Consider the following 21,717-nt stretch of genomic DNA (forward strand, 5'->3'; position numbering starts at 1 on the left):
GCAATGTGAACTACCGGCGCCAGACATAAGTCAATCTAACGCCTGCGCCAATTGCTGCACTGCAAAAGTTTTGCGCCCGGCTGGATTCTGCCAGGCGCAAACGCAAGGGCTAGAGGTGCTTCTCGATCACCGCGGCCATCTCGTCGGCCGACAGGGCGCCGGAGTACTTGTCGCCATTGACGAAGAAGGTCGGGGTGGCGGACACGCCGAAATCGTTCTGGCCGGCGGCCTGCACCGCGACGACCTTGCCCTGAAGATCGGTGTCCTTGAGGCAGGCCGCGAACTGGTCCTGCGTCATGCCGGCGAGCTGGGCGATCTTGAGAAGCGCGGCGGAGGCGTTCTCCGCGCCGGCCCATTCGCGCTGCTGGTCGAACAGGACATCGACCATCGCGGTGCGCTTGTCGTCGCCGGCGCAGCGCGCCAGCATGAAGGCACCGAGCGCGCGCGGGTCGAACGGAAACTCGCGCAGGATCAGCTTCGCCTTTCCGGTATCGAGATAGTCCGCCTTGATCTTGGGATAGCTTTCGGAATGGAAGTCGCGGCAGTGGCTGCAGGTCATCGAGGCGTACTCGATGATGGTGACCGGTGCGTCCGCCTTGCCGATCACGATGTCCGGCAGCGCCTGCGGAGCCATGAGCTTCGCGACGTCCACGGTGCCTTCGGCGTTCGGAGCCGTCACCGCCGACGGATTGGTCTGCGGAGCGGCAGCCGGAGCGGCCGCCGCCGGGGTCTCGGTCTGCGCGAAAGCTGGCGCCGCGCTTCCAAGCGCCAGCCCAGCAGTCAGGAGGCCGGCGAGCAGCGCACGGGCGTGCGGGTTGGAGGTCCGGGTGCGGGTCGAGGAGACGAGCATCGAGTGATCAGCCTTTCGCAGAAGCCACGATTCGGTTTCGCTTATGGCACGTAGGCGATCAAATGTGGCGATCCAACGTGCGCCTCAGCGTCCGTCGCCCTTGGGGCGAACGGCGTTCCGTCGCAGGACGCTCTCACCCAGCCGCTCCAGCGCCCTGCGCAGGTTGTCGCTCTCGATGCGTGCGGTCGCCTCCCGGATCGTGTCGCGATGGCTCGCCGTCAGCGGCCCGACCGGCGGCTTTCGATTCGGTCGCACTTGCCGCACGGCGCGTTGCACGATCTTGATCTTGTCCACCGCGCGATATCCGAAATAGTCGTTCACGCGCGAGAGGATCGTTTCGACCTCATGCTGGAGCCGAAGCGCGAACGCGCCTTCGCACGCGATGACGAGGGTCGCCGGTTGTGTCGTCTCGTCGCCGTAGCCCTTCGGCCAGACCAGCTTTTCCGGCCGGCAGCCTTCCTCGAGCCGTGGCCCGACGATCTCGGGCCACGCCCCGATCAGGTCTAGCGACATTCCGGCCTTGCGTGCCACCACGGGCTCGACGAGTTGCGACACGAGATCGCCAATCGGCCGAGCCGCCCGTCGCAGCCCCCGAGGCGACTTCGAACTCACGGCGTGACCGCCGGCAGACCGCCAAATGGTCGCCTTCGGCGCAGTTCGGTGAGGATCACCGCCATGCTCGCAAAGGCGACCAGCACCATCCATTCGTTCAGAAGAACGCCGTGGAAGAGTCCGAAGACGAAGGTGAAGGCAACCAGCGCGACGCTGGCATCCCGCACGACCGGATCGTCCGCGCGGCGGAATGCGCCCGAGAGGAAGGCCACCATAGCCCCCGACATGAGGAGAACGCCGACAAGCCCGCTCGACAGCGCCTCATCAAGGACGAGATTGTGCAGGTGCTGGTAGCGCAGGATCTCACGCGCGTTCGAACCTGCTTCTTCAGCCACGAGGTCCATGCGCGCCGTGCCGCCGACGCCGATGAACGGATGCTCGGCAAGGACCCGGACCGCGGACGACCACATCGCCATGCGCGTATCCACCGAGCCGACCGCCAAGCCCGTCGCCTCGTAGGCCTCCATCTCCGAGACGCCCGACTCGATGCGGTCGAGCAGGAAGCCGCCGACCGGCACGACCGCCGTCATCGCGGCGACGATGCCCGCGACAAGCGCGATCGCAGCCCGTCTTCCAGTTGCCCGCAGACGAGGAAGCGCGCGGCGCAGGTCGAGGAGCGCCACGACCACGAAGAGGAGCATGGCGGCGCGGGTGCCACTGAGGACGATCGGAACGGCCCCGAGATAGGTCCAGAACCGCCCGTCCGGAAGGAAGCGCCATCGCCCACCGGTCGGCAGCCGCGCCGCGATGGCCACGGCGCCGACCACGAAGGCGAAGATCGCTTCGTTCTTGCCGAGGCCGACGCGCGCACCGGTCATCGCATAGTCGATCGGAGCCAGGATCACGAGTGCGATCACCCCGACCCGCGCGCCCCAGGCCAGGGCATGCGCCGGATGGCGCACGAGACCGAGGCCGAGCGGAAGGAGGGCGCAGGCGAACTCGAGACCGGCATACGACAGGACGCGGTTCCCATCGAGGGGTTCGCCACGCACGAGGCTGAGGCCGATCTGCCAGATCGCCCAGGCGGCAAGCGTACTCGTGAAGACGACGGGCGCGCCGCGCCAAGAGCGGGGGCGCGCAAGCGCGAGATACAGACCGCAGACGGAGAAGAAGAGAAACGCGATCTTGCCCACCGAGATCAGCAGAGACAGGCAGAGCATGCCAACGGCGAGCACCATCGGGTCCCATCGGCGACGGCGGAGGAGCAGCGTCTTCACCGTCATCTCGCCCGCTCCGCTGCGAACGCATAAGCGATCCGGCGCACCAGTTCGCTTGCGCGGAAGACGAGCGTCGGCAGACGACGCCAGGGCTTCAGCTTGCGGGAGCCGTAGCGCCCGCCGACCTCGATCTGGCTGGTCTTGGAGCGCTGGCTGAAAGCGACGAGATCGTCCCAGATGTCGAACGTTCGGAGCTTCGTGTCCCACCCGCGCTCAATCGCGACGTCGAACGGAAGCGACATAGGCTTCAACGCTTCCGCGAGCCGCTGTGCGGCGGTTCGGCGCACGATATAGGCGGCCGCGCTGCCCGTCGGACCGTGAAACGAGGCCGCCAGCGTCCTGCCTTCGGGAAGCACCCGCAATCGACGTCGCGAGGGCCGCCTGTGATGGGCAAAGCGCACGACGTCCCAGTCGTCCCGCGAAGCCAGCGCCTGAAGGACCGCCAGCATCTCCGGGCGCGGGCGAACGTCGTCCTCGAACACGACGCCGGCCTCGGCTGCACCGGCTGCAACGGCTTCGATCGCCTTGAGATGGCTGAGATAGCAACCATACTCGCCAGCCGCCGGCCTCTTGCCGTGGCGTCGCTGGAAGCGGGGCGTATCGAGCAGGTCGCGTTCGGCCTCCGGGATCGCCTTCCCATCGACCCCGGCGACCCGTATCAGGTCGATGCCAGCAGCCGCCATGTCGGCGCGAATGTCCGCGAGGCGCTCGGGCGACCGGTCGAGATTGATGACGAAGAAATCGATACGCACGATGCCGGCCCGAACGAGGGGCGATGAAGGCCCGGAAGGGCGGTTGGATGGACGGCCCCCGGAGGGAAGTCAACCCGACCGCATCGACGGGCGTTTCGCCGCCGCCCTCCTCCATTGGTACGACCGGCATGCCCGCGCCCTGCCCTGGCGCGTCGCCCCCGCCGACCTTCGGGCCGGCATCCGCCCTGATCCTTATCGCGTCTGGATGTCGGAGATAATGCTGCAGCAGACCACCGTCGCGGCGGTGAAGAGCTACTTCGCGACCTTCACCGAGCGCTGGCCGACCGTCGAAGCGCTGGCGGCTGCGGACGATGCCGAGGTGATGGGTGCCTGGGCCGGGCTCGGCTACTATGCGCGCGCCCGCAATCTCCTTGCCTGCGCCCGCGTGGTCGCGGGCGAGCGAGGCGGATGTTTCCCCGAGACCGCCGCGCAGCTTCGCTCGCTGCCCGGGGTCGGCGACTACACCTCGGCCGCCGTCGCCGCGATCGCCTTCGACGAGCCGGCGGCGGTGGTCGACGGCAATATCGAACGGATCGCCACGCGCATCGCCTGCATCGAAACGCCCCTGCCAGCGGCCCGCAAGCCGATCCGGGCGCTCGTCCAGGAGCTGACGCCGCAGACGAGACCGGGCGATTTCGCGCAGGCGATGATGGATCTTGGCGCCACGATCTGTACGCCGCGCAAGCCGGCCTGCGTCCTATGCCCCGTAACCGATCATTGTGAGGCGCGCCGGCAGGGCCGGCAGGAGGCGTTTCCGGTCAAGGCGGCGAAGGGCGCGAAGCCCGCCCGCGTTGGCGCCGCCTTCGTCCTGCGCCGACCAGCAGATGGTGCGGTCTGGCTGCGCCGCCGCCCGGCCGCCGGTCTGCTGGGCAGCATGAGCGAGTCGCCGACGACCGCCTGGAGCTCGCGTGGCGACGGCGCGACAGGCGCCGAGGCCGCGCCCGTCGCTGGCGATTGGCATCTCGCCGGCTTCGTGCCGCACGGTTTCACCCATTTCGACCTGACGCTCGAAGTCTGGGTCGCCGATCGGACGGACGATCCGCCGATCGAGGGCTGGTGGGCCTCACCCGCGAGCCTCGCGAACGAGGCCCTGCCGACCCTGATGCGCAGGGTGCTCGAGCGGGCCGGAGTGGCTTAGGCCGGCGCGCCGGCCATCTGGTCGCGCACGATCTGGCGAAGCTCGTCGATGACGCGCAGTCGCCCGTTCTCCCGCACGTGCCAGAAGGTCCAGCCGTTGCAGGCGTCGAGACCCTGGACCTTCGCGCCGATCCGATGGATCGAGGCCGCCTCGCCGCCGACCGCGATCGTGCCGTCAGCGCGCACGTTCGCACGCCAGCGCCCCTTGGCATCGGTCAGCTCGGTTCCGGGCGTGACGAGGCCGGACTCGACGAGGCTGGCGAAGGGCACGCGCGGTTCGGCGCGCTTTCCGGCTGCGACCCGCAGGATGTCCGCCCCGAGCGGCTCGATCGACAGGATTCGGTCGGTCGCTGCCTCGATGTAATCGTCCTCGCGCTCGATCCCGACGAAGTTGCGCCCGAGCCGCTTGGCGACGGCGCCCGTCGTGCCCGTGCCGAAGAACGGGTCGAGGATCGTGTCGCCGGGCTTCGTCGAGGACAGGATGACGCGCGCCAGCAGCGCCTCCGGCTTCTGCGTCGGATGGACCTTCTGCCCGTCGTCGTCCTTCAGCCGCTCGCCGCCCGAGCAGATCGGGAACAGCCAGTCGGACCGCATCTGCGTATCGTCGTTGGCTGCCTTCATCGCATCGTAGTTGAATGTGTAGGCCTTCGCGTCGGCATTCTTCGACGCCCAGATCATGGTCTCGTGGGCGTTCTGGAACCGCCGGCCGCGGAAGTTCGGCATCGGGTTGGTCTTGCGCCAGACGACGTCGTTCAGGATCCAGAAGCCGAGGTCCTGCATGATCGCGCCGACGCGGAAGATGTTGTGATAGGAGCCGATCACCCAGATCGTTCCATTCGGCTTGAGGAGGCGCCGCGCCGCCAGCAGCCAGGCGCGGGTGAAAGCGTCGTACGCGGCGAAGCTTTCGAACTGGTCCCAGGCGTCGTCCACCGCATCGACCTTCGACTGGTCGGGCCGGTGAAGGTCGCCACCGAGCTGAAGGTTGTACGGCGGATCGGCAAAGATCGCGTCGACCGACTTCTCGGGCAGCGCCGCCATGCGCGAAACGCAGTCGCCCTTGATGATGGTGTTTAACCATTCGGGCTTGGCGGAAAGCTCGACGGGAAGACGGTGCAGGGTCTGCAGTTTCGACATCGGGCTACCTTGGACTCGCGACTGAACTCACGAGCACATGGTTACCGAACGAGCTTAATGATCGGTGAACCCGCACCGGGTGTTCAGGTCGCCGACCCTGTGCTACCGGGTCCGCGTCTCCCCGACCGTTTCGTTTCAAAGTGCCGGAGGGCATCCCCATGCCGCTTTCCCTCGTGCTGTTCGACTGCGACGGCGTCCTCGTCGATTCCGAGATCATCTCGGCCAAGGTCGACTCGAAGATGCTGAAGGAGGTCGGCTACGAGATCTCGCCCTCCGAGATCGCGGAGCGCTTTGCGGGCCTCACGCAGGACCGGATCGCCGAGCTCCTGCAGGAAGAGGCGGGCATCCGCCTGCCGGAGGACTACAACGACCGGCAGCGGCAGGCGCTCGACGAACGCCTGGCCGCCGAGGTCGAGGCGATCGCGGGCGTCCACGAGATGCTGGATCGGATCGACCTGCCGCGCGCCATCTGCTCGAATTCATCCGGCGAACGGCTGAAGATGATGCTGGAGCGCGTGAAGCTGTGGGACCGCTTCCGGCCTTACGTCTTCCCGGCCCGCGAGGTGGGCACGAAGAAGACCAAGCCGGCGCCCGATGTCTATCTCTACGGCTGCCGCGAGTTCGACGCCAAGCCCGCCGAGACGATCGTCCTGGAGGACTCGGTGCACGGTGTCGCCGCGGCGGCGGCAGCCGGCTGCCGCGTCGTCGGTTTCGTCGGGGCGAGCCACACCTACCCCGGCCACGCGGACTCGCTGACCGACGCCGGCGCCGAAACGGTGATCCGGCGCCTCTCGGAGTTCCCCGCAGTCGTCGAGGCCTTTGCCGATTGGGAACAGGTCTGACGCGTCAGGAGCCGGGACGCTTGGCGCCGTTCTGCGGGCCTTCGTCGAACCCGGCATAGACCACGAGCGAGCGGCCCTTCGGCACGGCGATGCGGATCGCCCGGTCGACGTAGCGGAAGTCCTGCGCTCCGCCGGCCGGGGTTACCCCGACCGGTTGCTGGCCGAGCTGGCTGTAGACGAGCTGGTTGGCGTCGAGGATCGCGACGCGGATCGGCAACTGGACCTCGCCGGACCGCGCGGCCGGCCCCGGAACCACACGACCGGCAATGCCGACTTCCATGTAGAGCTGGCCATCCCGCACGCGGCACGAGCGCGTCGTGCCCGAGATCGAGGCGATGTACTGGAGATTGTCGCCCTCGCCCTTGCGCAGGATGGCCGTGCCCTCGCGAAGGCTCACCTGCGGACAGTAGTCCGGCACCGTACCCTCGCTCGAGGCCGCCCGGACCGGCGCGGGAGCCACCGACGCGCCGCCGCCGCCGGAGGTGCTGCAGGCGCCGAGCGCAAGGCCCGCCAGAACGAGGCTGGCGGCGTTGCGTGCGAAGATCAGCTTGGACATATGCATGCGGCGGTTCTTCCCATACCGTGTCGAGCCGTTCTATATCAGGCCCCTATCCGGGTTTCGACCGGGCGGGACGCGAAATCCGCGGCGCCCGGTTTTGCCGAACCGAAGGTTTGGGAGTTATCGTGAGATATGTCAGTTCGCGGGGCGAAGCTCCGGTCCTCGGGTTCGCCGACGTTCTCCTTGCGGGCCTTGCCAGCGACGGCGGCCTCTATGTGCCTGAGACCTGGCCGCAGATCGCCCCGGAAACGATCGCCTCCTTTGCCGGCCGCCCTTATGCCGAGGTTGCTCTCGAAGTCCTGAAGCCGTTCGTCGGTGACGAGATCGCGCCGGACGCACTGGAGCGCATGGTTCGCGAAGCCTACGCGACGTTCCGCCATCCGGCGGTCGCACCGCTCGTGCAGATCGGCGACCGTCATTTCGTGCTGGAGCTCTTCCACGGCCCGACGCTCGCCTTCAAGGACGTCGCCATGCAGCTTCTGGCGCGGCTGATGGACCATGTCCTCGCCCAGCGCGGCCAGCGTGCGACGGTGGTCGGCGCGACCTCTGGCGATACCGGCGGCGCGGCGATCGCAGCCTTCGCCGCCAGCGACCGCACCGACATGTTCATCTTGTTCCCGAAGGGCCGCGTCTCGCCGGTCCAGCAGCGGCAGATGACGACGGCGGGTTCGGACATCGTCCATGCGGTTGCGATCGAGGGCACGTTCGACGACTGCCAGGCGCTCGTGAAGGCGATGTTCAACGACGCCGCGTTCCGCCGCGAAAGCGCGCTGTCGGGCGTCAACTCCATCAACTGGGCCCGCATCATGGCCCAAATCGTCTACTATTTTACCGCCGCCGCCAGCGTCGGCGCGCCTCGCAAAGCCGTGTCGTTCACCGTTCCGACCGGCAATTTCGGCGACATCTTCGCGGGGTTCGCCGCCAAGCGCATGGGCCTGCCGGTTGAGCGCCTGATCGTCGCCACCAACGAGAACGACATTCTGGAGCGGTGCCTGCGCACCGGGCGCTACGAGATGGAAGGCGTCCACGCCACCATGTCGCCGTCGATGGACATCGAGATCTCGTCGAATTTCGAGCGGTTGCTGTTCGAGGCGAGCGGGCGTGACGCGGGCGTCATCCGCCGGCTCATGGACCAGCTCAAGCAGTCCCGCGCCTTTACCGTGCCCGACGACATCCTTTCCTACATCCGCGCCGAGTTCGACGCCGGGCGCACCGGCGAAGGCGAGACGGCCGAGACGATCCGCGACCAGCTGGCGTCGACCGCCTATCTCCTCGATCCCCACACGGCGGTCGCCGTCGCCGTTGCGGAAAAGCGCATGGGCGACGTGCCGATGATCTCGCTCGGCACCGCGCATCCCGCCAAGTTCCCCGCCTCCGTTAAGGCGGCCTGCGGCACCGAGCCGCCCCTGCCCCCGAGCCATGCCGACCTGATGACGAAGGGCGAACGGTTCGACGTCCTTCCCAACGATCTGGACGCACTCCAGGCGTACATTCGCGAGCGCAGCCGCGCCGTGCGCCTCGGGGCCGCTGCATGAGCGTCGAGATCACGCGTCTTTCCAACGGGCTGACGATCGCCACCGAAACCATGCCGACGCTAGAAAGCGCGGCGCTCGGCGTCTGGGTCAAGGCCGGGGCGCGTGACGAGGCCGAGGGCGAGCACGGCATCGCCCATCTTCTCGAGCACATGGCATTCAAGGGCACGAGCCGGCGCAGCGCGCGCCAGATCGCAGAAGAGATCGAGGACGTCGGCGGCGAGCTCAACGCATCGACCAGCGTCGAGACCACCGCCTACTATGCCCGCGTCATGAAGGACGACGTGCCGCTCGCCGTCGACATCCTCACCGACATCCTCCTCGACTCTCGCTTCGACGAGGAAGAGCTGGCGCGTGAGCAGCACGTCATCCTGCAGGAGATCGGTGCGGCCGAGGACACGCCGGACGACATCGTCTTCGACCATTTCCAGAGCGCGGCTTACGCCGACCAGATTCTCGGCCGTCCGATCCTCGGCACGCGCGAGAGCGTCAGCGGCTTCACACCCGAACAGATCCGCGCCTACCTGAAGCGGCACTATTCGCCCGACCAGATGGTGGTATCGGCCGCCGGCGCCGTCTCGCACGACGACGTGGTGCGCCGCGTGGAGGCGGCGTTCGGATCGTCGGTGTCCTCGGCGGAGGGAACGCATCGCCGTGAGCCTGCCGTCTACACCGGCGGTGACTTCCGCGAGGAACGCGATCTCGCCGACGCGCAGATGGTGCTCGGCTTTCCGGGTCGACCCTACTACCAGCGCGATTTCTATGCCGCGCAGGTGCTCTCGATTATTCTCGGCGGCGGCATGTCGTCCCGGCTGTTCCAGGAAATCCGCGAGACGCGCGGCCTTTGCTACGCGATCTCGGCGTTCCACTGGAGCTTCTCCGACACCGGCATCTTCGGCGTCCATGCCGCGACCGGCGAGGAAGAGATGGCCGAGCTCGCGCCGGTGATCGTGTCCGAATTGGTGCGTGCCACTGAGGGCATCACCGAGAAGGAAGTGAACCGCGCGCGGGCGCAGATGCGCTCTAGCCTCCTGATGAGCCAGGAGAGCCCCGCCTCCCGTGCCGGGCAGATCGCGCGCCAGCTGATGTTCAAGGGCGCGGTGCTCGAGAACGCCGAACTCCTCGAGCGACTGGCCGCGATCGATGCGCCGCGCCTCACGGACCTTGCGGCCCGCACATTCCTCGGCACGACGCCGACGCTCGCCGCGATCGGCCCGGTCTCGCGCCTTCCCGACATCGGCGAGATCGCCAGGGGTGTTGCCGTCAGTTCCGCATCCGCGCCGGTCCGCAAACTCGTTTCGATCTAGACGAGCGAACCGCCATGGCCTTCTTCGACTGGGTTCAGCCAGCGGCTCAGCCTGTGCTGACGGGGCCCGGCGTCCTCCTACGGCTTCCGCGCGCCGCCGACTACGAGGCATGGCGCGACCTTCGTGCGCGGAGCCGCGCGTTCCTCACACCTTGGGAACCCAGTTGGACTGTGGACGAGCTCCATCGCAGTTCCTACCGGTTGCGGCTGCGGCGCTATCGACTGGATGCCCGGCAAAGGACCAGCTACACCTACTTCGTGTTCGACCGCGATGGAGCCGTGCTGATGGGAGGCCTAACCCTCGGTCGCATCCAGCGAGGCGTCGCCCAGACCGGAACTTTGGGTTACTGGATGGGCCAGCCCTTCGCAGGGCGTGGGATCATGACGCAGGCGGTCGAAGCGGTGATGGAGTTCGCCTTCGAGGTGCTCCGGCTGCATCGGCTGGAGGCTGCCTGCCTGCCACGCAATGCCGCGTCGATACGGCTTCTGGAGAAATCCGGCTTCTCGCGCGAAGGGCATCTGCGCCAGTATCTCAAAATAGCCGGTGTCTGGGAGGATCACCTGCTCTACTCGATTCTCTCCGACGACCGGATGCTGGGCCGCATCCCGCCATCGGCTTGCTGACCACTCCTTCGCCTTCGCGAACAAAGGCCCGAACGCGCTCGATGCCGCAAACCTTCCGCCTCGCCCGCCAAATCCTGTGCCTGCTGACACTGTTCGTCGCGTGTCTGGCGGCGGGGCCGAGCCATGCGTTGTCTCCGGTGTCCATCGGTCGCGAGGACATCGCGATCGACCTCGAGCCGGCGGTCGAAATCTTTCGCGACCGGGGTCGCAATTTCCAAGTCTCGACGGTGCCCGGCGCGGACGGCATCGTGCGCCGCATCGAGGTCGAGTCGACCGCCGCGACACCATCTGGCGACTGGGCCGTCTTCGCGTTGTCCAACAACTCGGACGAGCAGATCGACCGGATCGTCGTCGCGCCCCATTTCCGTCTCGCCAGCTCCGGATTCCTCTGGCCCGATCTCGGCTCGCAGCGCATCGCCGCGATCACGCCGTCCGAAGGATTCGCGCTCGATCGCCAGGAGAGCCCCGAGGCCGACGTCTTCCTGGTGACGCTCGACCCCGGCGCCATCATCACCTTCGTGGCCGAGCTCTCGTCCGATCGGCTGCCTGAGATTCGGTTGTGGGAACCGAACGCCTACAAGGACACGGTGAACGCATTCACGCTGTATCGCGGCATCGTCCTTGGCATCGCCGGTCTTCTGGCGGTGTTCCTGACCATTCTCTTCGTGGTCAAGGGATCGCCGATGTTCCCCGCGACCGCGGCGCTCGCATGGGCGGTGCTGGCCTATATCTGCATCGACTTCGACTTCTGGCAGAAACTGGTGCCGATCGTGCCGGGACAGGAGCGAATATGGCGAGCGGGCACCGAGGTCGCCCTCGCCTTCACGCTCGTCGTGTTCCTCTACGCCTACCTTAACCTCAACCGCTGGCACGGCATCCTGTCGGCTTTCACCGCGCTCTGGCTGGTCGGTCTTGGCGCGCTCGGCGTGCTCGCGGCCTTCGATCCGCCGATGGCGGCCGGCATCGCGCGCATGTCGATGACGGCGACGGCCGGGTTCGGTCTGCTCCTCATCCTCTACCTCTCGGCCATGCGCTACGATCGCGCGATCATGCTGATCCCGACATGGCTACTAATCGTCGTCTGGATCGCGGCGGGATGGCTGACGGTCACGGGACGCATCGACAACGACATCATTCAGCCGGCGCTCGGCGGCGGTCTCGTCCTCATCGTCCTCCTGATCGGCTTCACCGTCATGCAGCACGCCTTCGCGGGCGGCTCGTTTGCCGGGGGCCTCCTGTCGGACATGGAGCGGCGTTCGCTGGCGCTGGCCGGAACAGGCGACGCGATCTGGGACTGGGACGTCGCGCGCGATCGGATCTTCGCGGGGTGTGATACCGAAGGTCTCGACGGCATGCCGGTCGCGGCGATGAACGGTCCTGCACGCGACTGGCTGCCGATCCTTCACCCCGACGACCGCGATCGCTTCAAGATCACGCTCGACACGATCCTCGAGCACCGACGCGGCCGGATCGCACAGGACTTCCGGGTGCGCGATGACAACGGACACTATCACTGGATGAGCCTGCAGGCCCGTCCCGTCCTCGGCAGCAACGGCGAGGTGGTGCGCTGCGTCGGCACGCTGAAGGACGTGACGGAGCGCAAGAAGGCGGAAGAGCGTCTCCTCCACGACGCGCTGCACGACCAGCTGACCGGCCTTCCCAACCGCGAGCTTTTCATCGACCGGCTCGACTCGATCTCGTGTCTCGCGGCGACGCGCCCCGACGTCCGCCCGACCCTCTTCATGGTCGATATCGACCGCTTCAAGCAGGTGAACGACGAGTTCGGCATCGCCACGGGCGACACCATCCTGCTGACCGTCGGGCGCCGCCTGAAGCGCGTCCTGAAGCCGCAGGACTCGCTGGCGCGGCTGTCGAGCGACCAGTTCGGCGTCATCCTCATGTCGGAAAGCGACGTCGCGGCCGTCGGGGCCTTCGCCGAAACGCTGCGGGACGCCGTGCGAGCGCCGATCACCTTCGCCAATCAGGACATCATCCTGACCGCTTCGATCGGCCTCACCGGCTGGACCGAAGGCGCTGGCGCCGACGAGGTTCTGCGCGAGGCGGAACTTGCGATGTACCAGGCGAAGCGCCTCGGGGGCGACCGTATCGAGCCCTTCCGCTCGGCCTACAAGACGCATAGTTCCGGCCGGGTCGAGCTGGAGTCCGATCTTCGACGCGCCTTCGGTCGCAACGAGCTGTCGCTCGCGTTCCAGCCCATCATCAAGCTGTCGACCGGCGAGATCGCCGGCTTCGAAGCGTTGATGCGCTGGAATCACGCCAAGCGCGGCTTCGTCTCGCCGGCGGAGTTCATTCCGCTGGCCGAGAGCACCGGCCTGATCGTCCAGCTCGGCCAGTTCGCGCTCGACGAGGCGGCGCGACGGCTGGCCGACTGGCAGCGACTGCCCGGTCAGTCGAAGCTCTTCTGCTCGGTCAACATCTCCAGCCGTCAGCTGATCCGCCAGGACCTCCTGAACGACGTTCGGCAGATCCTAAAGCGCTATCACCTGGTACCGGAAACGCTGAAGCTGGAGCTGACCGAGTCGCTGGTGATGGACAATCCCGAGCGCTCCGCCAAACTCCTGGAGCGGCTGAAGGAGATGGGCGTCGGCCTGTCGCTCGACGACTTCGGAACGGGCTACTCCTCGCTCGCCTACCTGATGCGCTTCCCCTTCGACACGCTCAAGATCGACCAGTCGTTTCTGCGCGGCGAACAAGTGCCGCAGCGCTCGATCCTCGTCCACTCCATCGTGACGATGGCGCACGAATTGGGGCTGGCGGTGGTGGCCGAAGGCGTCGACAACGACACGGACGCCGCTCAGCTGCGCAAGCTGAACTGCGAGTACGCACAGAGCTTCATGTACGGCCATCCCCTGACGGCCGAAGAGGCACGGCGCCGCCTGCAGGAGCGCGGCGGCCGACGCGGCTCCGCCTGATCGAATGCGGCGGGCGCCGCCCCGTCAGGCGTGACCGGCTTCGGCCGCGAGGAAGACCGGATCGACACCGAGGATTGCGAGGGCCTGCGAGTACTTCGCGTCGAGTTCGTTGGCGAAGACGATGTCGAGGTCGGCCGCGCAGGTCAGCCAGCCGTTGGCGGCGATCTCGGACTCCAGCTGTCCCGCGCTCCAGCCGGCATAGCCCAGTACCATGATGGCGTGGGTCGGCCCCTCGCCCCTCGATATGGCCTTCAAAATGTCGAGCGTCGGAGTCAGGGAGATACCGTCGTCCACCTCGACGGTCGATTCCGAATCGTAGTCATCCGAATGGAGGACAAAGCCGCGCCCCTGCTCGACCGGTCCTCCGTTGCAGACCGACACTTCCCTGCCCTTCTGCGGCAGGCGAATGTCGTCGGCGCTCTCGACGATTTCGAGCTGCGTCAGCAGCGTCGGGAAGCTCAAGGGCTGCGCCTTGTTGATGATGAAACCCATCGCCCCGTTCGGGGAATGCGCGCAGACGTAGACAACGCTCCGGGCGAAGCGCTCATCATGCATGCCCGGCATCGCGATCAGAAAATGGCCTTCCAGGGAAGGCGTGTCGTCGGTCGATTGGCTGCGCATGTTTTCAAGGTCCATGAGGGGAAGATAGACATGTCCCGGCGGTTTTGCACCTGCGTCCGCACCGAAGGTCTTGGCCGTCTTGCGATGATGGCGACCGCCCTCCTCCTGGCCCCGGTTCCAGCGGTTGCAGCAGGCGGCGCAACGCCGGAAAATGTCTTTCGACAGGAAGGCGTCACCCTTCGCCTCACGGCTCTGCCAGCGGAGGCAGACGGTCACCTCCGCGGTGCGTTGTCGATCGAGCTCGATCCCGGCTGGAAGACCTACTGGATCGCCCCCGGTCCCATCGGCCTCGCCCCAAGGCTGGACCTGTCCGGAAGCGTCGATCTCAAGGATGTCACGGTTGCCTTTCCGGTTCCCGGTCGCTTCCGGGAGGGGGACGCGCAAAGCATCGGTTACTCGGACTCCGTGGACCTGCCGATCGAGGCCCAAGCGACGGGACCCATGCCCCACCTGCATCTTCGCGCCTTTCTCGGCGTCTGCCGCGAACTCTGCGTCCCGGTTCAAGCCGAGCTTTCGGCCGATCCCAGCCGAAGCCTTTCCCACCGGGCGCTCGTCGCGCGAGCCGACGCGTCCGTGCCGGCCGCGACGGGTCCGCTCACCGTGCGCAGCGCTCGCTGGAGCGCGGACGCGACCGCGCTGCTCGTCGATGTGATTGCTCCTGAACAGACTGGTGCAGCGATCGATGCCTTCGTTTCGGCAGGGGACGGATGGGCCTTCGGCGTCCCGGTCCCGACGCATGCCGACCCGGTCAGTTCGCTGTCGATACCGGTCATCGCACGTCCGTCGGACGGAAAGCGTGCGGGTTCGGCCGATGTCCTGTTGACGCAAGGCGAGCGCGCGCAACTATCTCGCGCTGTACCGATCGCACCACGGTGAGTCGTCGTGGGTTCGGCGATCGATAACGGAGACTGTATCCGAATGACCATTTCCATTGGCGATCGCCTGCCCGACGCTTCGTTCCGCGTGCCGGGCGAGGGCGGCCCCACCAGCATGACGACGGGCGATATCTTTTCGGGAAAGCGCGTGGTGCTCTTCGCCGTGCCGGGCGCCTTCACGCCGACCTGCTCGATGAATCATCTTCCCGGCTTTCTCGAGCACAACGATGCTCTGCGCGCCAAGGGCGTCGACACGATCGCGGTCGTTGCGGTCAACGACGTCCATGTGATGAAGGCCTGGAAGTCAGCCACCGAAGCCGGAGACCGCATCCTGTTCCTGTCCGATGGCAACGGTGAATTCGCCAAGGCGATCGGGCTCGACGCGGATCTCTCGGCCGGCGGCCTTGGGGTGCGCTCGAGGCGCTATGCCATGCTGGTCGAAGATGGCGTGGTCCGGCAGTTGAACATCGAGCCCAGCCCCGGCCAGGCCGACACGTCTTCGGCCGAGACCCTTCTGGCACAGATCTGACGATCAGGCCGTTGCCGAGCGCCGAGCCTTCTTGAAGGGCTCCATGCCGGCGCGCGCGAGCGCGTCGGCCCGCTCGTTCTCCACGTGGCCGGCATGGCCGCGAACCCAGTGGAACGTCACCTCGTGACGCTGACGCTCCTCATCCAGCCGCTGCCAGAGTTCGGCGTTCTTCACCGGCTTCTTGTCTGCCGTGCGCCAGCCGTTCCGCTTCCAGCCGTGGATCCACTTGGTGATGCCATCGCGCAGGTACTGCGAATCCGAATGGAGATGCACCGAGCAGCCCCGCTTGAGGGCCGCCAGTCCCTCGATCGCCGCAAGCAGTTCCATCCGATTGTTGGTGGTCAACGGCTCGCCGCCGGAGAGTTCCTTCTCGGTGTCGCCAAAACGCAGGATCGCACCCCAGCCGCCGGGACCCGGATTGCCCGAGCAGGCGCCATCGGTGAAGATATCGACCCGTGATGTTTCGCTCATGCCGAGGGTCCCTGCCGTCTGAAACCATAATCCGCGACCGAGGCGACGCCGCGATGGAAACGGTTCTTGCGCAGGTATTCCCGCGGATCCTTCTTGGTGACGAAGGATGTGTCGGGAATGTGGATCCAGTCGTAGAGACGCGTCAGGAGGAAGCGCAGCGAAGCGCCGCGCGCCAGCAGCGGCAACGCCTCTAGTTCCCGGTCCGAAAGCGGTCTCACCGCGTCATAGCCCTCGATCATCGCGCGGCCCTTCGTGACGTTGAAGGCGCCATCCACCTCGAAGCACCACGCGCAGAGGCAGATCGCGAGGTCGTAGGCGAGGATATCGTTGCAGGCGAAGTAGAAGTCGATCAGTCCCGAAAGCTCTCCCGACAGAAAGAACACGTTGTCGGGAAAGAGATCCGCATGGATTACTCCACCGGGAAGGTCGGTCGGCCAGCGGCTTTCGAGCTCGGCAAGCTCGGTCGCGATCTCGAGGGATAATCCGTCGGACACCTTGTCGGCGTCATCACCGCAGCCTTCGAAGAGCGGCCGCCAGCCGTCGACCGACAACGCGTTGGGCCGAACGAGCTCGAAATCGGCCGACTTCGCATGAAGATCCGCCAACGCGCGTCCGACATCGCGGCAATGCTCGGCGGACGGCCGACGTGTCCACATGCCCTCGAGAAATGTGAAGAGCGCGGCCGGGCGTCCGGCCAGCTCGCCGAGCGTGCTTCCCTCACGCGGTTCCACCGGAAGCGGACACGAAAGGCCGCGTGCCGCCAGATGCTGCAGCAGTCCGATGAAGAACGGCAGATCGTTTCGATCAACACGCTTTTCATAGAGCGTCAGGATGAAGGTGCCGCCGTCGGTGCGCACCAGGAAGTTCGAGTTTTCGACCCCTTCCGCGATGCCCTTGTAGCTGAGGAGGCGCCCGACACCGTAGCGCGAAAGAAAGGCCGCGAGGTCGCCTTCGGCGACTTCCGTATAGACCGCCATGTCAGACCTGCCGGACGTTCGGCAGCGGCCGGTCGCCGTTGACGAAGGCCATGTCCGCCGACGTGAGCGGGACGTCGCGCAGCGACCGCATGACGGGGAAGTTTTCATTCTCGACGGCGGTCTGCACCAGCTCGATCCGAACGTCGAACCGCTCGCGCAGCGCAGCGATGATCTCGTCCGTCAGGACTTCGGGAGCCGAAGCCCCCGCCGACATGCCGATCACCGAGCCCGGCGCGATCTCGCTCAAAGGCACATCCTGCTTCCCCTGAACCAGAAGCGCGCGGGCCGCCCCAGCCCGCTCGGCCACCTCGACGAGGCGACGCGAGTTCGACGAGTTCGGCGCGCCGACGATCAGGAAGAGATCGGCGCCCGCGGCCGACGCTTTCACCGCGTCCTGGCGATTGGTCGTCGCGTAACAGATCGATTCTGATGAAGGCGCCTGCATCTCCGGGAACTTGCGCCGTAGCGCCTCGATGATTCCCGCCGTGTCCTCCACCGACAGGGTCGTCTGAGTGACGAATCCGAGCGCAGACGGATCAGCCGGCTGGTAGGCCGCAACGTCCTCTTCGGTCTCGATCAACGTCACTGCCCCTTCGGGAAGCTGACCCATCGTGCCGACGACTTCGGGATGCCCGCGATGGCCGATCAGGAGCACCTGCCGGCCGAGCCGCATGTGACGCATGGCCTGCTTGTGGACCTTCGAGACGAGCGGACAGGTGGCATCGAGGTAGAGGAGTTCTCTCCGCTCGGCCTCGGCAGGCACCGATTTCGGCACACCGTGGGCCGAAAACACGACGGGTTGTCCATCGTCGGGAATCGCGTCCAATTCCTTGACGAAGACCGCCCCCATCTGGCGCAGGCCGTCGACCACGTACTTGTTGTGGACGATCTCGTGGCGGACATAGACTGGCGCGCCGAAGCGCTTGAGCGCCAGGACGACAATCTGGATCGCGCGGTCGACGCCGGCGCAGAAGCCTCGCGGCTCGCACAGGCGGATCGTGAGAGGCGGCTTGTCCTCGATCGCAGTCAACATCGTCTCCGGGGAAGCGTTCGGCGCGAATGAAGGGATCGGGGGCCCTCGTGTCAACCCTGACCGATCGCCCGACCCCGTCGCCAAAGATGCATCAGAAACAGAACGAGGATGACGAGGAGCGCAGCGGCCAGGCTGAACCAGGTGATGGCGTATTCGAGATGGCTGTTCGGAATGTCGATCACCGTGGTCCCACCGATCGGCGCGCCGGCCGCCATTTGTCCGGGTCCTGCGTCGATCAAAAACGGCAGCAGCCGGCTCCCTGTCGGCAGGTCCAGGCCTTGGGCCATGTCCGGGACGCTTCGCCAAAAGAAGGCGTTCTTCGCCGGATCGTTATCCGGCACGAACATGTTCGGCTTTTCGGTCGGCGCTGCGCGCGCCAGACCGGTCACTCTGACCTCGTCGGCCGGGTTACCGTCCTGGCGCGTGGCGGAGTCCTTTCGTTCATAGGGTACGAAGCCGCGATTGACGAAGACGACGGCTCCGTCGGCCAGCAGGAGGGGTGTCAGAACGTGCCATCCGGCGGCACCCTCGCGGGTGGCCAGGAAGAAGCGCTCGCCCGCGTGGAGAAAACGACCGCGGGCCGTAACCGGCACATAGTCGATGTCCTCTCCCGCAACGACGCGCCGCGCGACGTCGGAGACGTCGACCGGCGGTGCATGGATGCGCGCGTCGATCGTCGCGATCAGTCCCTCTTTCCAGAATAGGCGTTCGACCTGCCATGCGCCGAGGGAGAGGAGGATGCCGAGCGCGGTGATCCCGACGACGAGGATGGCAGCGATGCGCCCCCGCGTCAGAGGTCGCGGCACCGGCGCGTCGTGCGGACCCGTCCCGATGTCACCTGTGCTTATTTGGGTCATCTTCAGCTCTCGCCATCAACGAAAAAAGCGGCCGGGTCACGGCCGCTTTCGTCTTATTCGCTTCTGCGTGCGTCAGCCGTGGATCGGCGCGCCCCAGCCACCCCAGACGTAGACGGCGAAGAAGAGGAAGAGCCAGACCACGTCCACGAAGTGCCAGTACCAGGCTGCGGCTTCGAAGCCGAAGTGCTTGGCCGGGGTGAAGTGACCGCGGATCGCCCGCAGCAGGCAGACGGCCAGGAAGACCACGCCGACGAAAACGTGGAAGCCGTGGAAGCCAGTCGCCATGAAGAAGGTGGCGCCGTAGATCGAGCCGGAGAAGGCGAACGGCGCGTGAGCGTATTCGTAGTACTGGACGTAGGAGAAGATGAGGCCGAGCGCCACGGTAAGGGCGAGGCCGGTGATCAGCGACTTGCGGTCGTTCTCCAACATCGCATGGTGCGCCCAGGTCGCGGTGGTACCGGACAGGAGCAACGTAATCGTGTTGAACAGCGGCAGGTGAAGCGGATCGATGACCTCGATGCCGACCGGCGGCCATTGGCCGCCCAACGCCTGTACGCGCGCGGCCTGAACGGCTTCGTGCGGGAAGAGGCTGGCGTCGAAGAAGGCCCAGAACCACGCCACGAAGAACATCACCTCGGAGGCGATGAACATGATCATGCCGTAGCGCAGGTGCATCGAGACGACGGGCGTGTGGTATCCCTCGTGGCTTTCCTTGATCGTATCCGACCACCAGGCGAACATCGTGTAGAGCACGATCGCGAGGCCGATCGCAAAGATCCAGGGCGTGGCGAGGTTCATTCCAAAGATGTTGAACGGCGTCCCGGCGCTCCAGCGGAAGAGCCCGACCGAGCCGAACAGCAGGAAGAAGGCGCCGACGGAAGCGACGAACGGCCACGGGCTCGGCTCGATGACGTGGTAGTCGTGATGCTTGATATGCGTGTCAGCCATGGTCCGTCCCGCTTGTCCCGCACCGCCGCACCCATGGGCGGCCGATGCGTCTGGATTCCGATTCCTGTTGTCGCCGTCCCCGCCGTCCCCCGACGACGGAGTGATTGTGCACTATAGGCCCTGCGCCGTCCCCTCGTTCTTTGCCGCTGCCACCGGGGTCTTCGGATCGGCAACCGGAAAGAACGTATAGGACAGGGTGATGGTCGGAACCTCCTTGAGGTCCGGATCGTCCTGAATCGCTGGATCGACGAAGAAGACGACGGGCATGTCGACCTCCTCGCCCGGCTTCAGCGTCTGCTCGGTGAAGCAGAAGCACTGAACCTTGTTGAAGTAGATGCCGGCCGTCAGCGGCGTCACGTTGAACGTGGCCTGTGCCGTGACTGGCTTGTCCGAGTTGTTGCGCACGCGGTAGGCGGTCTGGCGGGTCTCGCCGAGATCGAGAGTGATCTGGCGTTCGACCGGCTGGAACGACCAGGGCACGTGACCGGACGCGTTGGCATCGAAGCGAACGGTCACCGGATGATTCACGACGTTGGTCGACGCCGACTCGGCCCGCTGCGTCGTACCGCCGTAGCCCGTCACCTGACAGAAAAGCTTGTAGAGAGGAACGGACGCGTAGGCCGCGCCGATCATGCCGAAGACGAACAGGCCGCATCCCAGCGCGATGGTGCGCGCATGGCGGGCGGCCTCGGCCGGCGTGCGTCGAGGAGCAGTATTCATTCGAGCCCTCCTCCGATCCGAAACAGGCTGACGACATAGAAAAGGACGACCAGCACTGCCAGCACCACGCCGATCGCAACCGACCGGCGGCGGCGCGCGCGCTGTTCGGCGGCCGTCAACTGCACGAGTTCGTCACGGGGCTCAGGCGACATGAGCCGCCCAGCCGTGAACCAGCAAGCCTTCGACCAGAAGCCAGGCAAACAGGGCGAAGAGGTAGACAATCGAGAACGCGAAGAGCTTCTTGGCCGGCGCCATCGTGGCATCGCCGTCGGGCATGCGCAGGACGCCGTAGGCCAGACGCAGGAAGTTCAGCCCGAGCGCGGCAGCGAGCACCCCGTATGCGGGACTGGCAAAGCCCATCAGCGTCGGCAGGACACCGATCGGCGCGAGGATCAGGGAGTAGGCGAAAACGTGCCGGCGGGTCGACCGCTCGCCCGCTACATTGGGCAGCATCGGAATGCCGGCCGCGCCGTAGTCCTTCATCTTGAAGAGGGCCAACGCCCAGAAGTGCGGCGGGGTCCAGAGAAAAATGATGAGGAAGAGGACGAAGCCTTCCCAGGAGACGCCACCGGTGACGGCCGCCCAGGCGACCATCGGCGGAAACGAACCGGCGGCACCGCCGATGACGATGTTCTGCGCGGTCGAGCGCTTCAGCCACATCGTGTAGAAGACGGCGTAGAAGGCGATCGTGAAGGCGAGGAAGCCTGCGGCGAACCAATTCGCCACGAGGCCGAGCAGCAGCACGGAGAAGACGGACAGCGCCAGGCCGAAGGACAGGGCGTTCTCGGGAGCGACCCGGCCAGACGGGATCGGACGCTTGGCGGTACGTGTCATGATGCGATCGATGTCGCGATCGTACCACATGTTGAGAGCACCGGAGGCTCCCGCGCCCAGCGCAATGGCGAGAAGCGAGACGAAGGCCAGCACCGGGTTCATGCTGCCGGGCGCCGCGAGCAGGCCGGTCGCGGCCGTCAGCACCACCAGCGACATCACGCGGGGCTTCAGGAGGGCGAAGTAGTCGCCCGGCTCCGCCAGGCTGATGCCGGGACGGGCTTCGCTCACGGCGGGAAAGTCGATGGCGCTCAACGTCATGCCTCTTGCAGTCCGGCCGGCCCTCGCGATGCCCGATCGGGATCGCAAGGCCGGACGTTCAGACGGATGATCCCGGCCGGAGCCGGGATCGATCTT

Annotated in this window: 23 protein-coding genes; 8 read left to right on the forward strand and 15 right to left on the reverse strand. The window is 66.4% G+C overall.

What is annotated here, in order from left to right; genetic code table 11:
- Positions 1–109 precede the first annotated feature (109 nt).
- From BM175_RS04970 to BM175_RS04985, 4 genes are all read right to left on the reverse strand, one after another.
- Positions 110–850: a DsbA family protein gene (locus tag BM175_RS04970; RefSeq protein WP_090960068.1), complete on the reverse strand. Its 741-nt coding sequence runs from the start codon at positions 848–850 to the stop codon at positions 110–112.
- A gap of 84 nt (positions 851–934) precedes the next feature.
- Positions 935–1,462 carry a DUF721 domain-containing protein gene (locus tag BM175_RS04975; protein ID WP_280141078.1) on the reverse strand — a complete coding sequence of 176 codons (528 nt, stop codon included), beginning with the start codon at positions 1,460–1,462 and terminating at the stop codon, positions 935–937.
- Positions 1,459–2,685, reverse strand: coding sequence for an O-antigen ligase family protein (locus tag BM175_RS04980; RefSeq protein ID WP_090960074.1), 1,227 nt, complete (start codon positions 2,683–2,685; stop codon positions 1,459–1,461). The genes BM175_RS04975 and BM175_RS04980 overlap by 4 nt, the downstream gene beginning before the upstream one ends.
- Entirely contained in the window at positions 2,682–3,431 is a 750-nt protein-coding gene (locus BM175_RS04985; RefSeq protein ID WP_175526761.1) for a glycosyltransferase family 25 protein, read from the reverse strand. The genes BM175_RS04980 and BM175_RS04985 overlap by 4 nt, the downstream gene beginning before the upstream one ends.
- 43 nt (positions 3,432–3,474) lie before the next feature.
- Between BM175_RS04985 and mutY the strand changes: the two genes are divergently transcribed.
- Positions 3,475–4,569, forward strand: coding sequence for an A/G-specific adenine glycosylase (gene mutY / locus BM175_RS04990; RefSeq protein WP_244545865.1), 1,095 nt, complete (start codon positions 3,475–3,477; stop codon positions 4,567–4,569).
- Here mutY and BM175_RS04995 read toward each other — a convergent pair.
- The gene (locus BM175_RS04995) at positions 4,566–5,702 is read right to left on the reverse strand and encodes a site-specific DNA-methyltransferase (protein ID WP_090960082.1); all 1,137 of its coding nucleotides are present in this window, start codon (positions 5,700–5,702) and stop codon (positions 4,566–4,568) included. The two genes, mutY and BM175_RS04995, sit on opposite strands and share 4 nt — an antisense overlap.
- A 158-nt stretch (positions 5,703–5,860) precedes the next feature.
- Here BM175_RS04995 and BM175_RS05000 point away from each other — a divergent pair, with 158 nt between their 5' ends.
- Positions 5,861–6,544, forward strand: a complete 684-nt coding sequence (locus tag BM175_RS05000) for an HAD family hydrolase (RefSeq protein ID WP_090960085.1) — start codon at positions 5,861–5,863, stop codon at positions 6,542–6,544.
- A gap of 4 nt (positions 6,545–6,548) precedes the next feature.
- Here BM175_RS05000 and BM175_RS05005 read toward each other — a convergent pair whose 3' ends face one another.
- On the reverse strand, positions 6,549–7,106 hold the full coding sequence (locus tag BM175_RS05005; RefSeq protein ID WP_090960088.1) for a hypothetical protein: 558 nt from the start codon (positions 7,104–7,106) through the stop codon (positions 6,549–6,551).
- A gap of 122 nt (positions 7,107–7,228) precedes the next feature.
- Between BM175_RS05005 and thrC the strand changes: the two genes are divergently transcribed.
- The 4 genes from thrC to BM175_RS05025 are packed head-to-tail and all read left to right on the forward strand — an operon-like array spanning position 7,229 to position 13,498.
- Positions 7,229–8,638: a threonine synthase gene (gene thrC / locus BM175_RS05010; RefSeq protein ID WP_090960091.1), complete on the forward strand. Its 1,410-nt coding sequence runs from the start codon at positions 7,229–7,231 to the stop codon at positions 8,636–8,638.
- Positions 8,635–9,942: a M16 family metallopeptidase gene (locus tag BM175_RS05015; protein ID WP_090960094.1), complete on the forward strand. Its 1,308-nt coding sequence runs from the start codon at positions 8,635–8,637 to the stop codon at positions 9,940–9,942. The genes thrC and BM175_RS05015 overlap by 4 nt, the downstream gene beginning before the upstream one ends.
- A 14-nt stretch (positions 9,943–9,956) precedes the next feature.
- Positions 9,957–10,565 (forward strand): GNAT family N-acetyltransferase, encoded by a 609-nt coding sequence (locus BM175_RS05020; protein ID WP_090960097.1) that lies wholly within the window; start codon positions 9,957–9,959, stop codon positions 10,563–10,565.
- Between the two features lie 41 nt (positions 10,566–10,606).
- Entirely contained in the window at positions 10,607–13,498 is a 2,892-nt protein-coding gene (locus BM175_RS05025; protein ID WP_090960099.1) for an EAL domain-containing protein, read from the forward strand.
- Between the two features lie 24 nt (positions 13,499–13,522).
- Here BM175_RS05025 and BM175_RS05030 read toward each other — a convergent pair whose 3' ends face one another.
- Positions 13,523–14,134: a YqgE/AlgH family protein gene (locus BM175_RS05030; RefSeq protein ID WP_090960102.1), complete on the reverse strand. Its 612-nt coding sequence runs from the start codon at positions 14,132–14,134 to the stop codon at positions 13,523–13,525.
- A 72-nt stretch (positions 14,135–14,206) separates the two neighbouring features.
- Between BM175_RS05030 and BM175_RS23340 the strand changes: the two genes are divergently transcribed.
- Positions 14,207–14,995, forward strand: coding sequence for a protein-disulfide reductase DsbD domain-containing protein (locus BM175_RS23340; RefSeq protein WP_425285258.1), 789 nt, complete (start codon positions 14,207–14,209; stop codon positions 14,993–14,995).
- 42 nt (positions 14,996–15,037) lie between these two features.
- Complete coding sequence (locus tag BM175_RS05040; RefSeq protein ID WP_090960108.1) at positions 15,038–15,523, forward strand: peroxiredoxin; 486 nt, start codon at positions 15,038–15,040, stop codon at positions 15,521–15,523.
- Between the two features lie 3 nt (positions 15,524–15,526).
- Here the strand turns inward: BM175_RS05040 and rnhA are convergent, their stop codons facing one another.
- From rnhA to BM175_RS05080, 8 genes are all read right to left on the reverse strand, one after another.
- Entirely contained in the window at positions 15,527–15,994 is a 468-nt protein-coding gene (gene rnhA / locus BM175_RS05045) for a ribonuclease HI (protein ID WP_090960110.1), read from the reverse strand.
- Positions 15,991–16,971 (reverse strand): homoserine kinase, encoded by a 981-nt coding sequence (locus BM175_RS05050; protein WP_090960113.1) that lies wholly within the window; start codon positions 16,969–16,971, stop codon positions 15,991–15,993. Before BM175_RS05050 ends, rnhA begins: the two co-directional genes overlap by 4 nt.
- A 1-nt stretch (position 16,972) precedes the next feature.
- Positions 16,973–18,004 carry a 4-hydroxy-3-methylbut-2-enyl diphosphate reductase gene (ispH, locus tag BM175_RS05055; RefSeq protein WP_090960116.1) on the reverse strand — a complete coding sequence of 344 codons (1,032 nt, stop codon included), beginning with the start codon at positions 18,002–18,004 and terminating at the stop codon, positions 16,973–16,975.
- 50 nt (positions 18,005–18,054) lie between these two features.
- On the reverse strand, positions 18,055–18,810 hold the full coding sequence (locus BM175_RS05060) for an SURF1 family protein (protein ID WP_244545866.1): 756 nt from the start codon (positions 18,808–18,810) through the stop codon (positions 18,055–18,057).
- Between the two features lie 123 nt (positions 18,811–18,933).
- Positions 18,934–19,809 carry a cytochrome c oxidase subunit 3 gene (locus BM175_RS05065; protein WP_090960121.1) on the reverse strand — a complete coding sequence of 292 codons (876 nt, stop codon included), beginning with the start codon at positions 19,807–19,809 and terminating at the stop codon, positions 18,934–18,936.
- Between the two features lie 111 nt (positions 19,810–19,920).
- A complete protein-coding gene (locus BM175_RS05070) occupies positions 19,921–20,529 on the reverse strand; it encodes a cytochrome c oxidase assembly protein (protein ID WP_090960124.1) in 609 nt (202 codons plus the stop codon).
- Positions 20,526–20,681, reverse strand: coding sequence for a protoheme IX farnesyltransferase (locus BM175_RS05075; RefSeq protein WP_090960125.1), 156 nt, complete (start codon positions 20,679–20,681; stop codon positions 20,526–20,528). Before BM175_RS05075 ends, BM175_RS05070 begins: the two co-directional genes overlap by 4 nt.
- Complete coding sequence (locus tag BM175_RS05080) at positions 20,671–21,621, reverse strand: heme o synthase (protein ID WP_090960129.1); 951 nt, start codon at positions 21,619–21,621, stop codon at positions 20,671–20,673. The genes BM175_RS05075 and BM175_RS05080 overlap by 11 nt, the downstream gene beginning before the upstream one ends.
- Positions 21,622–21,717: the final 96 nt, after the last annotated feature.

Origin of the sequence: Aureimonas phyllosphaerae, assembly GCF_900113065.1 — a bacterium.
In the GTDB taxonomy this organism is placed as follows: domain Bacteria; phylum Pseudomonadota; class Alphaproteobacteria; order Rhizobiales; family Rhizobiaceae; genus Aureimonas; species Aureimonas phyllosphaerae.